The organism is Trichocoleus sp. FACHB-46, from assembly GCF_014695385.1.
GTDB lineage: Bacteria > Cyanobacteriota > Cyanobacteriia > FACHB-46 > FACHB-46 > Trichocoleus.
The window spans coordinates 154,339-167,429 of record NZ_JACJOD010000033.1 but is presented as its reverse complement, the minus strand read 5'-3'; the positions used below and the strand labels follow the sequence as shown (position 1 = coordinate 167,429).

Annotated in this window: 18 protein-coding genes; 8 read left to right on the top strand and 10 right to left on the bottom strand. The window is 46.4% G+C overall.

Annotation, left to right across the window (positions count from 1 at the left end):
• Positions 1–35 precede the first annotated feature (35 nt).
• The 3 genes from H6F72_RS21870 to H6F72_RS21860 all read left to right on the top strand — a co-directional run bounded on the left by H6F72_RS21870 (position 36) and on the right by H6F72_RS21860 (position 969).
• On the top strand, positions 36–296 hold the full coding sequence (locus H6F72_RS21870; protein WP_190440800.1) for a hypothetical protein: 261 nt from the start codon (positions 36–38) through the stop codon (positions 294–296).
• A 13-nt stretch (positions 297–309) separates the two neighbouring features.
• On the top strand, positions 310–501 hold the full coding sequence (locus H6F72_RS21865; RefSeq protein WP_190440798.1) for a hypothetical protein: 192 nt from the start codon (positions 310–312) through the stop codon (positions 499–501).
• A gap of 252 nt (positions 502–753) precedes the next feature.
• Entirely contained in the window at positions 754–969 is a 216-nt protein-coding gene (locus H6F72_RS21860) for a hypothetical protein (RefSeq protein ID WP_190440797.1), read from the top strand.
• Between the two features lie 51 nt (positions 970–1,020).
• Here the strand turns inward: H6F72_RS21860 and H6F72_RS21855 are convergent, their stop codons facing one another.
• Positions 1,021–1,434 carry a hypothetical protein gene (locus H6F72_RS21855; protein WP_190440795.1) on the bottom strand — a complete coding sequence of 138 codons (414 nt, stop codon included), beginning with the start codon at positions 1,432–1,434 and terminating at the stop codon, positions 1,021–1,023.
• A 146-nt stretch (positions 1,435–1,580) separates the two neighbouring features.
• On the opposite strand from H6F72_RS21855, the gene H6F72_RS21850 reads away from it, so the two are divergent.
• The 3 genes from H6F72_RS21850 to H6F72_RS21840 all read left to right on the top strand — a co-directional run bounded on the left by H6F72_RS21850 (position 1,581) and on the right by H6F72_RS21840 (position 4,570).
• Positions 1,581–3,446, top strand: coding sequence for a DEAD/DEAH box helicase (locus tag H6F72_RS21850; RefSeq protein ID WP_190440792.1), 1,866 nt, complete (start codon positions 1,581–1,583; stop codon positions 3,444–3,446).
• Positions 3,447–3,451: 5 nt separating this feature from the next.
• Entirely contained in the window at positions 3,452–4,132 is a 681-nt protein-coding gene (locus H6F72_RS21845) for a thermonuclease family protein (protein ID WP_190440789.1), read from the top strand.
• A gap of 66 nt (positions 4,133–4,198) precedes the next feature.
• Positions 4,199–4,570, top strand: coding sequence for a DUF2511 domain-containing protein (locus H6F72_RS21840; RefSeq protein ID WP_190440786.1), 372 nt, complete (start codon positions 4,199–4,201; stop codon positions 4,568–4,570).
• Between the two features lie 306 nt (positions 4,571–4,876).
• Here the strand turns inward: H6F72_RS21840 and H6F72_RS21835 are convergent, their stop codons facing one another.
• Positions 4,877–5,074 (bottom strand): hypothetical protein, encoded by a 198-nt coding sequence (locus H6F72_RS21835; RefSeq protein WP_190440783.1) that lies wholly within the window; start codon positions 5,072–5,074, stop codon positions 4,877–4,879.
• Positions 5,075–5,253: 179 nt separating this feature from the next.
• On the opposite strand from H6F72_RS21835, the gene H6F72_RS21830 reads away from it, so the two are divergent.
• Both H6F72_RS21830 and H6F72_RS21825 read left to right on the top strand, forming a co-directional pair.
• Positions 5,254–5,988 (top strand): hypothetical protein, encoded by a 735-nt coding sequence (locus H6F72_RS21830; protein ID WP_190440780.1) that lies wholly within the window; start codon positions 5,254–5,256, stop codon positions 5,986–5,988.
• A gap of 118 nt (positions 5,989–6,106) precedes the next feature.
• On the top strand, positions 6,107–7,372 hold the full coding sequence (locus tag H6F72_RS21825) for a pentapeptide repeat-containing protein (protein ID WP_190440777.1): 1,266 nt from the start codon (positions 6,107–6,109) through the stop codon (positions 7,370–7,372).
• Between the two features lie 24 nt (positions 7,373–7,396).
• Here the strand turns inward: H6F72_RS21825 and H6F72_RS21820 are convergent, their stop codons facing one another.
• The 8 genes from H6F72_RS21820 to H6F72_RS21785 all read right to left on the bottom strand — a co-directional run bounded on the left by H6F72_RS21820 (position 7,397) and on the right by H6F72_RS21785 (position 12,961).
• Complete coding sequence (locus tag H6F72_RS21820; protein WP_190440774.1) at positions 7,397–9,385, bottom strand: phage terminase large subunit family protein; 1,989 nt, start codon at positions 9,383–9,385, stop codon at positions 7,397–7,399.
• Positions 9,386–9,842: 457 nt separating this feature from the next.
• Entirely contained in the window at positions 9,843–10,256 is a 414-nt protein-coding gene (locus tag H6F72_RS21815) for a GNAT family N-acetyltransferase (RefSeq protein WP_190440771.1), read from the bottom strand.
• 281 nt (positions 10,257–10,537) lie between these two features.
• Complete coding sequence (locus H6F72_RS21810; RefSeq protein WP_190440768.1) at positions 10,538–10,789, bottom strand: hypothetical protein; 252 nt, start codon at positions 10,787–10,789, stop codon at positions 10,538–10,540.
• An 11-nt stretch (positions 10,790–10,800) separates the two neighbouring features.
• Positions 10,801–11,166 (bottom strand): hypothetical protein, encoded by a 366-nt coding sequence (locus H6F72_RS21805; RefSeq protein WP_190440766.1) that lies wholly within the window; start codon positions 11,164–11,166, stop codon positions 10,801–10,803.
• 14 nt (positions 11,167–11,180) lie between these two features.
• Complete coding sequence (locus H6F72_RS21800; RefSeq protein ID WP_190440763.1) at positions 11,181–11,399, bottom strand: hypothetical protein; 219 nt, start codon at positions 11,397–11,399, stop codon at positions 11,181–11,183.
• Complete coding sequence (locus tag H6F72_RS21795; protein WP_190440758.1) at positions 11,392–11,865, bottom strand: YpsA SLOG family protein; 474 nt, start codon at positions 11,863–11,865, stop codon at positions 11,392–11,394. The genes H6F72_RS21800 and H6F72_RS21795 overlap by 8 nt, the downstream gene beginning before the upstream one ends.
• Positions 11,866–11,912: 47 nt before the next feature.
• Positions 11,913–12,551, bottom strand: a complete 639-nt coding sequence (locus H6F72_RS21790) for a hypothetical protein (protein WP_190440756.1) — start codon at positions 12,549–12,551, stop codon at positions 11,913–11,915.
• Between the two features lie 14 nt (positions 12,552–12,565).
• Complete coding sequence (locus H6F72_RS21785) at positions 12,566–12,961, bottom strand: hypothetical protein (RefSeq protein ID WP_190440754.1); 396 nt, start codon at positions 12,959–12,961, stop codon at positions 12,566–12,568.
• Positions 12,962–13,091: the final 130 nt, after the last annotated feature.

Sequence of the window (13,091 nt, the reverse complement as noted above, 5' to 3'; positions counted from 1 at the left end):
GATCGCGCCTACTCACCCAAAACAAAAATTAAGCCATGCAAATAGTTGATGGGATGCCGCGCCGCAGTCGAGTTGATCTGCTTGCTCCTGCTGAACTTGCAATCCATGAAGCAATGATTGCCGTAGAGAACGCTGGTGCTCATCCATTGTTAACAGAAGCGGTTTTGCTGCTAGGTCAAGCAAAGAACAAGGTTGCTGATCATATTGAACTTGAGCAAAAAGTAGATAGCTCAGATTCGCTCCTGAAATCGCATTGGTCGGGAGATTCTAGAGTATTTGTCAACAAAGCTGACTAAGTCACTCAATTTTATGAATTTGTACGAATTAAACTCAGAAGGGTTAAATGTCTTAGTTACAAAAATCCGCCAAGGTTATTATGGTTTTTCACTAGCATCTATACACCGCAATTTGAAGGCATCTAACATCCCTCACGATTTAGCGAGAGCGGCGATCGCTCAATCGGGCATATTCAGCTTCATGCTGCACCAGTTGCAAAAATAACTGAGCAGCTCCCTGAAAAGGTTTAACTTGCGATCGCTCCTTTAATCAGAAACCCAATGAGCAAGCGCATTAGAGTTACCGATCCTGAGAACCCTACTCTCTACATGGATCTTTCTGTGCAGAGGGAGTTAACGTCTGAAGAGACCGCAGCGTTCGTTGCTCTCATGCGAGCAGCTTCTGAGAAATTTGGCGATCAGCAACCAGTCTCAAGTTCAATTATCAAGTCTATTCGAGAGCGAGTGAGGCAACAAAATGGCAGCCAGGAAAGAGCCGCAAACCCCGACTAAAATCACGGCTGGTGAAGTCAAACAAGGCGATCGCGTGAAGGCTGAAGGAGATGAGCAATGGATGCAGGTAGTTTCTGAGCCCACTAGCCAAGGAGAAAGCAGCTCATGGCAGTTTATGTACGGTGAGTCAGGCCCCCATATTTGGAGCGGACTAAAGAGTGCGGAGCTGCTTAAACAGTAAATCAAGATATTACTACTACAAGGCGATCGCTCAGAAGAATAGCTTTAAAGATTATGGGGCCACACACAAAGAGCCATCAGCCTGCATTTCAAAGGAATAAACGTTTTTCAAGTGCTCTGCTCGCTTTGGGTTCCACTGAATAGACCAAGTCTCTTCTTCATTTTGTGCATAGCCTGTTGATAAACACTGTTTATAGGCAAGTATTTTTTCTGTATCTTCAATTTCTATCAGTTCAAGACATTGTTCAAGGGTGTTGACTGCTATGTACTCATTGCCAAAATCACAAACCCAATTCTTGGAGTAAGCGTCGAAAGGCGCTTGCATCTGTGCTTCAGCAACTGCTTCGATCACCATTTTTTGCTCAAGTACTTTCATTCGTCTAGCAACATTTTTCTCCTGATATTGTTGTTGCTTTCCAAAACCACGAGCCGGAGCTAATTTTCTCCCTTGTTTTGCCTTTCCCATATATTTTCCCTACAACTCCTGATCGCTAGTGTAAACGAAGGTTTTGTAAGTATTAATCCTTGGTTTAGCAGCGATCGCCCGAAATATGAACAGTTTGCTGCCATTGGGGAAAGCTAATCTAGAACCTTTTTGAAGCACGTCTAGATATGGCAACCTTAATCCCGTCCCTCAATAGCTGCCTACCTCGCATGACCAATGGTGAGAAGCGGTTGGCTGAGAGATTGGAGCGGAAACTGGAGGAAGACTACATACTCTGGTACGACGTGGCGGTGGGCATAAAGCAACTGCACCCAGATTTTATTGTGCTACACCCCAACCGAGGGTTGTTCATCTTAGAAGTCAAGGATTGGAAGCTCGAAAATATTCAACGGGTCACTCAAACCACAGTTAAGCTAGTCACCCCTAATGGTATTAAGGAAGTTAAGAATCCCCTCGCACAGGCTAGAGACTATGCGTTAGCCATCAACGAGACCTTGGAGCGCGATCGCCTCCTAGTACAGCCTGAAGGCCGCTATCAAGGCAAGTCGGCATTGCCATATGGGTACGGCGTTGTCTTCACTGAGATCACGCGTAAAGCTTTTGAGCAAACTGACTTAAGAGAGGTTTTTGAGCCACATCTGGTCATTTGCAGAGATGAAATGACGGAAAAGGTTGATCCAGAGGAATTTCAAAAGCGGCTCTGGGATTTATGCCCTTATCAGTTTGGTAAAACCCTCACTGCAGAGCAAATCGATCGAGTTCGCTGGCATCTTTTCCCAGACCTACGAATCTCGGCCAAGCAATTGTCGCTTTTTGAAGATGAGGTTGCAGGAGATGAACCGCAGCATCAAGAGTTGATCCCAGACTTGATCAAAATTATGGACTTGCAACAGGAGCAACTTGCTCGCAGCTTAGGAGAGGGACACCGAGTGATTCATGGTGTTGCTGGTTCTGGTAAAACCTTAATTTTGGCCTATCGCTGTCAGCATTTAGCCCAACACACAACCAAACCAATCCTTGTGCTCTGCTTCAACGTGTCCTTAGCCGCTCGCCTGCGGCAGATGATTCAGGAGAAGGGACTAAGCGATCGCGTTAAGGTGCGACATTTCCACGGTTGGTGTGTGGATCAACTTAAAAACCATCAATTACCCCTACCCAATTGGCGAGAATCTCAAGGAGATGCTTATGTTGAGCAGCTCGTGCAACGAGTCATTCAAGGCGTAGATCAGGGTAACATTCCAGCGGGGCACTATGGCGCTGTAATGATTGACGAGGGGCACGATTTCAAGCCCGAGTGGCTCAAGCTAGTCGTGCAAATGGTTGATCCAGAAACCAACTCACTCCTGTTACTCTACGATGATGCTCAAAACCTCTACGGGGAAGACAAACAACAGAAGTTTAGTTTCAAGAGTGTAGGCATTCAGGCCCAGGGGCGCACTACGATTCTCAAACTTAACTATCGCAATACAGCAGAAGTGCTAACCCTGGCGTATGAGTTTGCAAAGGAGGTCATGTCTCCCACCGACGATCAAGAAGATGCGCCAGTTCTAGTTTCACCGCAAAGCGTGGGTCGTCACGGACCTGTACCGGAGTTGATTCGATTACCTAATTTCAAACATGAAGCTGATTACTTAGTGGAGCGAGTGCAGCAGTTTTATGAACGAGGCACTGCTTGGAATGAAATGGCGATCGTTTATCGCTCCAAATTCATGGGTGAGTGCATTTACCAGCAGTTACAACAGGCCCAAGTGCCAATAGAGTGGGTCAACGCAACAAATGAAAGTCGCAACTTCCACCCCTCCGATCAGAGCATCAAACTCATGACCATGCACTCAAGTAAGGGGTTGGAATTTTCGGTGGTTTTTATTCCTGGCGTGGGCTACTTGCCAAATCAGTACGGCACAATTCAGGAGGAAACCCGCTTGTTTTATGTCGCCATGACTCGTGCAATTGATCAATTAGTCCTAACATGCGATCGCACATCAGAGTTTGTAGACAGAATTCAAGTAGCCTTGAGCAGAACATCTCGCTAAGTATTATGAATCGATTTTTTACACTGATGACCGCGATCGCGCTAGTTCTTCCTACTCCGCTTCTAGCCCAAACCAACTTATTAGGGACTGTAATTAGCACTGATGATGGAGATACATTGCGGGTTCAGGTAAATAGGAAGTCTACAACCGTGAGACTCGCGTGTGTGGATGCACCGGAGTCCACACAGACAGGTGGTAAAGAATCGGCAGTGCGCCTCGGCCAACTTCTACCTAAAAATCAAAATGTGGAGCTACGGGCAGTAGAGAAAGATCGCTATGGTCGCACCGTGGCTGAGATTTTCAAAAGCGGACAGTCGATCAATTTGCAGATGGTTCAGGAGGGCCGCGCCGTGGTTTACCGCCAGTACCTCACTGCCTGCGCTAGCACCCAGGGTCGATATCTACAAGTAGAAGCCAAAGCCAAGCAACGAAAGTTAGCCTTTTGGAGCCAAGCCAATCCAGTAATGCCGTGGGATTTTAGAGCAGGTAAGCGTGCACCGTCCAGCCCAGCTCCCACCGCTCCATCACCTATTTCTAACTGTTCCCCTGCTTATCCTGGTGTATGCATCCCCCAAAGCCCACCTGATTTAAATTGTGGGGATATCCCACAGAAGCGGTTTAGTGTTTTGGCACCTGACCCACATGGGTTTGATAAAGATGGTGACGGGATTGGGTGTGAAGGCTAACTGAAGAGTCGAGCGTGATTGCTAATTTACTATTAATATTTGGGCAGAGTTTAGATGAGTTAGTCTATGAGGTCTACTCTGCAAAAGTTGGCACTCGCGATCGCAGCTATCACCTTGTCCATCTCCATTGTATTTTCAGGAGTGCTCCCTATTATGGCAGCCACAAGCAATTCCATCACGATCTCTCAAGCTGAGTTCGGCGACTCGTGGCCTTTTACCGTCAGTAACGGCGAGTTGTACTGCATTGGTGAGGGGAATGGGCAGCAAGTTGGTGCCGTGGTGTTTGCTACAGAAGATGAGTCTTATGCAGTTAACGGAACCGCTAAAGCTTTAGGCTACAAAGCAATTGAGGAAATTTGGCGCAGTAATCCTGCAATTCCGGGAACCAAAATCAACATTGGTCCCATCATTCAGCGAGGTCTTGAGATCTGCAAATGATTCCCCTAACATGACAGAGGTAGAATTGAAGTCGATCGCTCAGTAGTGGCAGCGATGCCTAGTAATTGGGTGACATCGTCAGTACAACCACCTGCGGAGATTCCTTGTAACTGCTTCTGGCCAAGCAACCAAACTTGCCCCCTTAAGCTTTTAACTAAGCCCTTTGTCAGGCACCCTTTTCGAGGCATGTGGACAATGGATGAGGCCTACAGGATTTCAAACAAGGTCGAATGTGGAGTGTCCCTTGTAATCTGACGACTATTGAGCGATCGCAACCCTAAGAATTCTTCTACTGTGAATGTTTTTCTATCGCTCCCAGCGTCCTTTTTTATAGCCTGCAAATATTTGCAACTGACGGCGAACGCCCATTAGCAGCTTGATACAACCAGGACGGCGAGCTACCTGCCAGAGCAATCCTTGACATTCGCGCACCAACATATCGCGCTCTTGGATGGCGCGAACCATTTCAGGACTTGAAGTTGGTGCAGTAGTAGGCGTTGCCATACTACAAATATTACATTTTTGAATAAAAATTAACTACTTCTTTTGGATGGCTCTGTCAATGGAAGAGGCAGGCATCGAACCCGCTTCACCCCGATATCACATAGCCTTGGTAAAATGTCGCCTTATTAAGAGGGGCGATCGCATGTGCGATGCAATTTCAGAGGTAACAAAGAGGATCAATGTCTAAACAGCACCCATTAGATAACTCAGGCACTTACTACGCTGAAAACCTGGAGCTTCTCCACGTACTGCAATCGCTTGATTGGGAGTGGCTAGAAGATCCTCATCAATATCCATTCTTGAGGCTCATTAAAGGTAAGGGCAACAAAAAATCTGTTTCTGCGGGAGCTTTAGATAAAACCAAGCAATCCCAAATTGTCGTTGGCGTTGGTCGGCGAGATGGGCAATCACTGGTACTGGCTTACCGCAAGCTTACTGATTTCACCTGTGATGCTTATCGCAAATTCCCTCAAGACCCGATTGGTAAACCAATTGAGGCGGTTGATACTCGTGTATTAACTGGGGTCATTACACCTGAAGTGAGTTGGAACGCAATCATGAGTTCTCTCCCTGAGTATATGAGACAGAGAACAAATTCTTTAGGTGACCAACTCACAACTTCTGACTCTGGTGCCGATGTATTAGCTTCAAAAGACTTTGATCCCGAAAATCCAGAGCAATTTTGGAGAGGAAATTACAATTTTTATTGCGATCAACACACTCAAAATCTTGGCGGAAAAGCCTACTCCCCAAACTCATTAAACGTCCGTATTAGCAGCAGATTGCAAGCTTGGAGGATGTTGAATCAATTGGTTCGATATCTAGAAGAAGCAGATAATGGGCAAGAGCAAGTATTGGACTTAATGTTTTTCGGTTCGCTTGAATTGATGGAAGAAGATAGCTCGCATGACTGAAGAGCGAATGAATTAATTCACACAGGCGATTGCACTAGTAAGCGAGAGGAGTTCTCAAAGTACTTAATGGCTTGAGCTAGGGAACTCTGAACAAAAGAATTAGCTTGGCAGGACATCCATGGGTACAGAGCAAGTAGGAAGCCTCTTGGCAACAGCAGCAATTATTTTCCTGCTTGTATTAGTGGCAGTTGGCCTTGGAGCTTTCAACATACCATTTCCTGAGGAACAACTCGACAAGCGGGTTAATACCATTATTGAAAGTCTCAAGGTTACTGCAACACTCTTTGGAGGATTTGCAGTTTTAATCAATGCTTACTATGCAGCTAAGCGGGCTGAAGCAATGGACAAAACCGCGATTGCTGCCGAGAAAAACATAGAAATTGGATTAAAAAACGTTGAGATTGGACTTAAAAATGCAGAACTGACCGAAGAGAGGTTAATTACAGAGCGTTTTACAAAAGCAATAGAACAGCTTGGTAGTTCAGAAATGGAGATTCGCCTAGGAGGAATCTACGCCTTAGAACGAATTGCTAATGACTCTACTAAAGATTACTGGCAGGTCATTGAAGTTCTAACGGCGTACATTAGAGAAAGAGCTCCTTGGCCTCCAACTAAGTCATCTAAGCAAAGAAAACTGGTAAAGCCAATACTTAATAAAGCTCCTACTGATATTCAAGCTGTTTTAACCGTTCTTGGTCGCCGCAAACACTCTCATGGAGATCCAGAAGAACTCCATCCAATTGATTTGGGCGCAACAGATCTGCGAGGAGTTACGCTTGCTGCTGGAGCCCGTTTGCAAGGAGTGAATTTTTATCAAGCTAATCTGCAAGGAGCAAAGCTTATAAAAGTCAATCTGCAAGAAGCCATTCTTATGGAGGCCGATCTACAAGAGGCATATCTTAATGAAGCTGAGCTACAACGGGCCACGCTTATAAAAGCTAATCTCCGCAAAGCAGGTATTTTCAATACTAAGTTTTTAGGAGCAGATTTAAGGGAGGCCAAACTTGAGGAGGCAATATTTAGAAATGTTGACTTCCAAGCAGCTAATCTTGTCAAAGCTAATTGTCAAAGGGCTTCCATAAGAGGCTCTAATCTACAAGAAGCAAACCTTATGGAAGCTAATTTGCAGGAAGCAGATTTCTTAACTAGTAATTTCCGAAAAGCCTTCTTGCAAGGAGCTAACCTTGAAGGAGCAAAGCTTGATGGAGCAGATCTTCGAGGTGCTTTTCTTAGTGAAGCTAGATTGCAAGGAGCATTTCTACAGCAGGCTAATTTAGAAGGGGTGATAGGCCTTGAGAATGCATACGGACTCACCCTGGAGCAGCTTACGCTAACGAATGTTAACCAGGACGTCCAATCTCCGGAAATTTCAACGATTGAGTAGGAACAGATTGAACAGCAGCGATCGCTAATCCATTGAGGAAAAAGACAATCCACCCCCCTTTTTCGTGAAGAAGTTAACGTGCACGGCGGCTTGGCAGAAATTGTCCGCATGCATCAGGTGGTCCGGTTCACCTTCTGGCTCAGCCCATTTTCCCTGCATGCGTTCGCTAGTTAAATAGTGGTAAAGCAAATTCTGAGGATCTTTGGGCTCATACACGAGACCCGCTGGCAGGTGAAGTAGGCTCCGGTTGATGCGATCGCGCACCGCATCTAGTCCCCAAGTTCGGTGCATGGCATACATCTTTACTTTCTGCTTCTGGCTGATTCGTACCGTCTCCTTCCACTCTTGCCCTTTAAGGTGGACTTGGTCAAATAAATAGACCTTACCTTTTTTAACCTTGCGGGGTTGGTGCTTCCGAGCATAGGCAGCAGCTGTCTGAATCTCTGGCTCTCCATCGATCCCAACTAGATCAATGTCATACCGAGCAACAAAATCATCAATTTCATCAAGCCCTGCAATCTGCCCATACCAAACAACCTGAACATGAGCTTTGAGCCACTGTTGCTCCAGATCCTTCTCATCAGTAGGCAGATACCAATGCTGCACCATTGCCCAGTTGGCAGCGGTACCTTGGTCTACTCCCATCACTACTAAATCAGGCTTGATTAACTCCTCTGCCAGTGGAGCACCAATACAGCGGAGCAGTCGAGGCAAGCTGATCTTGCCCATACCGATGGAGACCGAAACCCCTAACCCCTGTTGAATAGCATCTGCGGGATTCTTGGTCGTGGTTAGCTTGCGAATCCGTTCAACAGGTTCAAATAGTTTAGATGCAACACGAGGCAGGCGGAGCGCAACCCACTCATGAATGGGTAGTCGTTCTTGAAGAACGCGATCGCACAGCTGACGCAGGGTAAGCCCGTCGGGGTCAGCTTTCACCGCCTCTTGCGAGCGATGCGGGTTATCCGCAAAGCACCCGCTGGCGATCGCCTCCCAAGTCAACTGCTCTTCACACTCAATGCAGCCAACATAGGCAGTGGCAGTGCGTGACTCTAAATCTGTTTGGTTCCTACAAAACCAATCATGGGGCCTGCCAGTGATATCAATGAACTGCCTTTCTTTGGAGCCATCTTCCAGCTCCACATCCTTGGCCTTCAGAAAATTGCCAAATGGATGGAGAAATTGAGTAGTTTGACAGTGAGGGCAAGTTACCCGCCATTGAAAAAGATACTTGCTCCCCTTCACTTGGGCATCTACAATTCCGCCTTCAGCACCTGGAGTAGAGCCCGCACGCAACGGCTTTGTGGGCATGGTGCAGGCACTCTGCCGCTCCATAGCGATATCTAATGTTCCCGTGGGCCAAGCTTCAACCTCATCTCCGATCACCACCCAAGCCTCAAAGGAGGTCATCGAAGCAGGTGCTTGACGTTCTTGAGAAGTTTTGGCGGAGCTAGTAGAAGTGTAGAAAAAGGTGAGTGGTACCGCTCCAACTGTAATCTTCCGGTCTTTTGAATCAGTGTCTTCCCGCCGCAATGCATCTTTGTAGCGAAGTAGGAGCTGCTGGATAGGCTGAATATGGCTGAAGGCAGGTTGGATGCGTGGAGCTGTTAGGTCACGCATCTTTCGCTCTTGCTCAAACCCATAACCAACGCTAACTCGCACCACTGCCAAGACAAACGAGGCGATCGCAATCATTGATTCAGAATAACCAACCTGCCCGCCCTTTTCCTCCATCAACTTCTCTACCCAAGGATTGCCTCGCAGCAGGTAAGCTTCCTCAGCATAGGGTTCGTCCCAGTTGAGTGGTTCCCCAGTCCAGCGGCGATAATGCTCCTTCACCCAGGCCAAAAAGAATTTGCCGCCTTCGCGATACCACCGTTCAATTCCAGCCGCCCGCGCTTTAGTCATTTCATTGGCAAACGATCGCCGCCCTTCCATCCCCATTGGGTCATTGGCTTTGGCGATCGCTTGTTGATTGGAAGCAGTTAGTCTAGGGAGGGGAATTGCAGGCATTATCTCTGCTTGATAGTTCTGGGAGGATTGAATTTAGGGAAGGCGAGGATTGATTGATAGCCGATTTTTTGTATCGCTACTAATCTTCTTTACTGCTGCCTGAACAGCTTCAGCAACTGTTGGGGCGATCGCTGTCCTCCATTCCAGCGTCCCTTTTCATAGGCCTCAGTCTCTTGATCAACCTGATAAATTAATTTGAGGTAGGTCTGCTGTCGCTCATTTAGAGACTCCCAAACTTTGCTGGATTAGGGGACTTGGGTGGCATGGGTAGCTAACTAACGCTTGGCTCAAATTTTAACAATCAAGCTTCAGCTTCAATGGATGACGGCACTAAGTGATTAGAAATGAGTTCAAAGACTCGTTCAACCTCTTCTGATCATCTTCTATCTCCTGACGAACTGCTTCTATCTCATCGCTCCACTCAAGCGCTCGCTTGCTGATCAGAAGCAGTCTGCGGTTAGGTATAGCTGGCATCTAAACTCGCTTTCTCTTTAATCAATGTTGGCTCGTCCCCCTTAAAGCCATGTCTTCTATACCAATCAACGAGTTTTGGTTTTTCTTGGTAAGCACGGCTGATCTCTTCTTCAGGTGTTGCTGCTGGCAAGATTTCCGGGTTCATTGAACCCATAGGTGTTACCACAATTGCAGTATTTTCAATCTGTTGAACAGCTTCACAGGATTTTTCGAGCAGCTCTGTACCATAGCCTTGGTGCCGATATCCCTGTGTTGTATGTAAGTTGTCAATTTTCCACTGCCCATTGTTTAGGTTTGGCTTGATATAGGTCGCAAAGCCCACATTGATACCAGATTCGTTTTTAAGGGCAAAGGTAATACTTTGGTCATTTTCGTGTACTTTTTCGAGCTTAGACATAGTTAGGGAACCAAGCACTTTCAATAGATCCAAAGATTATTGTAGATATTTTTAATGTTTGGATGAAAACTAGTGCGTTCAAAGCAAAACGCTAACTGTCTTTAGATTACCCCTGCGAAATTGCTTATCACTGATATCAACACTTCCCACCTTTATATGGGCAGCAAATTTATTGTTGTCCCGGTTTGTTAATTGAGCAGCCTTTTCTTTGGCGACATTGGCAATGTCAAAGGGTCCATAACCACAACCTCTATGACAGACAAAATATCCAGTACAAAGCATTAGCGATCGCCCTCAATATTCAAGATTCCGACCATCTCATCAACAGTAGGTAGTTTCTGTTCAGTAGCTTCCACTTCCACTGAGGGCAACGTTACAGTGTGGTTCACAATTTCCGTGACTACATTCTTATGCCCGCAGTAGGGACACAACAGCATCTGCCCAATGTCGGGACGAATGCCGTCAGAACTCCACCAATGCTTGGGGTCGCGATCGCAGGTGAAATTAAAAATTTCTGCCAAGTGTGCTTTCATTAGTGCTCGCTCTAAATTTTTCTTTGAATCAGTTCATCGCAGTATCGCCGAGCGCCTTGAAGCACAAGTAATGCCTTACGCGCTGTCACTCTACATCGCTCTCCATTAAATTCATCATCGAGCCATGTAACAAAAGCGTCGCTTAAGCTAGAGTGCGGCACTTGCTTGCCTTCAATATTGAAACCCTCTTTATCTACGGTCACGCTCTCTGTTGGGTAATTTTCTTGTATTCGCCTTGCTAGTGGACAGTCATGCCTAGTGCAGGCAGTTCCAACTACTTCTTTTGGATTTTTTGACTTCAACCACTTCTCGAACTCGGATAGGCTTGCCAGTTCCTCATGGGTCAACAGGGTGATCGCAGTGAGTCTTGATGTCATGGGCGATCGCTCCTTCATTCAAATTCCCAGCATTCTTGAAATTGCTGCGGAGTAAGGATTATGCATCCTGCCTTACCATCGATCGTTACCCGAATTTGCGGGTGCAGAGATAAAATCTTTCCTTTTAGTTTTCCGTCTTTTGTGCTCAGTATCCCTGGCTTGCCTTCGTTGTAGAGATTTGACAAGGCACCTGCAAAATCTATGCCGGAAGGAGGTCGGTATAAGTCAGGCATCGAGATCGCCTCTAAACGCTTCACAGATAGTTTGATAAGTGAACTCAAAAATATCTGGATTTTCTGGACTTTGTCTGTTGCCTGCAACGTTTAAAGTCTGAATATCTTTTGCGGTTACCCACTCTCTAAGCTCTGATGCTGTGGGATTGATGATAGATGGCTTGCCCTTGGCCTCTGCCGTTTGAAGCGTCAACTTCCCGCCAGGGCTTTTCTCGTATCCAAACCAAACAGTCCCATCTGATGACTGGACATTCAGTATTGTCCTAGGTGGGTACTCCCGACTCTCATGTTCGACCAAGCCGTAATCTTGCAATGATGGGTCGCTGCCATCAGACCCATCTGGCAAGCAAATTCTCCACCCTTTAGGAGCACAACCGCCTGTCTCTAGCCCCAGCGCCCTTGCTGCAATAAGTCCTGCTTTATCTGCCCCGGTTTGTCCACCACTGATAATTTTTTTCAAGGTCATTAGCGATCGCCTCTTAAGTGATTCTTTCATATGCAGCGGACACCCAGTTAGTGATTGCCTGCTTCAAACAATTCCTCTAACTGCCTACGTTGACGAAATGTTTGAAATTCAGCAATTAGTGGGTAAGTTTCTTCTGCTTCAATTCCAACTCGCTCCATTAAAAACCATCGGAAATAAGCATCGCTTTCAGCCGCCTCAGCAGTTTCAATTAGGATGGTGGCATGCTCAATCGCCTGCGTTGTTTCCCACTGAGTAAGCTCGCCATACCAAGTACAGTCAATGAGAGCTCTGCGCGTTTTCATCCCAAAAATTACTTCGATCCCTTCAATCAAGGGCGATCGCCCCTGTTGTAAGAACCGCCGTAACTGAGCAGCCATTATCAAAGCTTCCATTTCTGCCGATTGCTTTTGCTCTTGAGCTTGTGCTCCAAACCCTTTTTTAGTGCTTTTTAGAGCGTTCAGATGCATTGCCATTACACCTTTGACAATCGCGGCTTCCCCTTCGGCATAAGCTACCGCTTGAAATATTGCCTGTGCCCTGGCCCTAGCTTCGACTAAGGTGAGTAATCCGTTTTTTTGGTTAAGCTGCCAATAAACAGCGGGTTGGTGAGTATCAGTTCCAAACCAAGCATTAGTGAAAATAATATTTGGTTCAACATCTATCAATAAGGGAAGGGAATTTGTCATTGGCAATTACCTATCTATAGCTCTCTGCTCTTCTTGCAGCAGGCAATCTTGTCTGCACAGCTACTCAACTCTTCCAAGGGAACTAGCAACCCATGAGTTTTGTATCCATCGTTCTGAGCAGAACCAGTTTGACAAGACTTTTCCCACTGAGGGAGCCGTTCTCTCAATACGTCGAAAGGAATGATAAAGGCCCATTGTTTCTGAGGTAGATAGTAAATCAGGGTGTCAGCTTTGGAGGTGTAAGCCCATCCCCAACACTGTCTCGCATCAACACTGACTGTCTCGATAAAGGCTCGCTTCGTCTTTTCTGCTTTTAAATCAGCTTTATACTCAACCGTCCAAACCAATTCAGGTTGTGAGCGGGCATTGAAAATTCGGTCAATGCCTTGGCGTTGAGCTTGCCGATCCACTCTGCGAATAACAAAATAAGGCTCAAAGACACAGTCCAGAACCTGCTCATAGGTAAGTCCTTGCCTGAACTTACGCTTGAAGTCATGCTTGATTGGAGCAGCAGATGGCGCGATCGCGCATCCCTCCTAA

Excerpts from the sequence above, each read along its gene's own strand:
- H6F72_RS21870 (WP_190440800.1), top strand. The coding sequence starts at position 36 with ATGCAAATAGTTGATGGGATGCCGCGCCGCAGTCGAGTTGATCTGCTT.
- H6F72_RS21865 (WP_190440798.1), top strand. The coding sequence starts at position 310 with ATGAATTTGTACGAATTAAACTCAGAAGGGTTAAATGTCTTAGTTACA.
- H6F72_RS21860 (WP_190440797.1), top strand. The coding sequence starts at position 754 with ATGGCAGCCAGGAAAGAGCCGCAAACCCCGACTAAAATCACGGCTGGT.
- H6F72_RS21855 (WP_190440795.1), bottom strand. The coding sequence starts at position 1,434 with ATGGGAAAGGCAAAACAAGGGAGAAAATTAGCTCCGGCTCGTGGTTTT.
- H6F72_RS21850 (WP_190440792.1), top strand. The coding sequence starts at position 1,581 with ATGGCAACCTTAATCCCGTCCCTCAATAGCTGCCTACCTCGCATGACC.
- H6F72_RS21845 (WP_190440789.1), top strand. The coding sequence starts at position 3,452 with ATGAATCGATTTTTTACACTGATGACCGCGATCGCGCTAGTTCTTCCT.
- H6F72_RS21840 (WP_190440786.1), top strand. The coding sequence starts at position 4,199 with ATGAGGTCTACTCTGCAAAAGTTGGCACTCGCGATCGCAGCTATCACC.
- H6F72_RS21835 (WP_190440783.1), bottom strand. The coding sequence starts at position 5,074 with ATGGCAACGCCTACTACTGCACCAACTTCAAGTCCTGAAATGGTTCGC.
- H6F72_RS21830 (WP_190440780.1), top strand. The coding sequence starts at position 5,254 with ATGTCTAAACAGCACCCATTAGATAACTCAGGCACTTACTACGCTGAA.
- H6F72_RS21825 (WP_190440777.1), top strand. The coding sequence starts at position 6,107 with ATGGGTACAGAGCAAGTAGGAAGCCTCTTGGCAACAGCAGCAATTATT.
- H6F72_RS21820 (WP_190440774.1), bottom strand. The coding sequence starts at position 9,385 with ATGCCTGCAATTCCCCTCCCTAGACTAACTGCTTCCAATCAACAAGCG.
- H6F72_RS21815 (WP_190440771.1), bottom strand. The coding sequence starts at position 10,256 with ATGTCTAAGCTCGAAAAAGTACACGAAAATGACCAAAGTATTACCTTT.
- H6F72_RS21810 (WP_190440768.1), bottom strand. The coding sequence starts at position 10,789 with ATGAAAGCACACTTGGCAGAAATTTTTAATTTCACCTGCGATCGCGAC.
- H6F72_RS21805 (WP_190440766.1), bottom strand. The coding sequence starts at position 11,166 with ATGACATCAAGACTCACTGCGATCACCCTGTTGACCCATGAGGAACTG.
- H6F72_RS21800 (WP_190440763.1), bottom strand. The coding sequence starts at position 11,399 with ATGCCTGACTTATACCGACCTCCTTCCGGCATAGATTTTGCAGGTGCC.
- H6F72_RS21795 (WP_190440758.1), bottom strand. The coding sequence starts at position 11,865 with ATGACCTTGAAAAAAATTATCAGTGGTGGACAAACCGGGGCAGATAAA.
- H6F72_RS21790 (WP_190440756.1), bottom strand. The coding sequence starts at position 12,551 with ATGACAAATTCCCTTCCCTTATTGATAGATGTTGAACCAAATATTATT.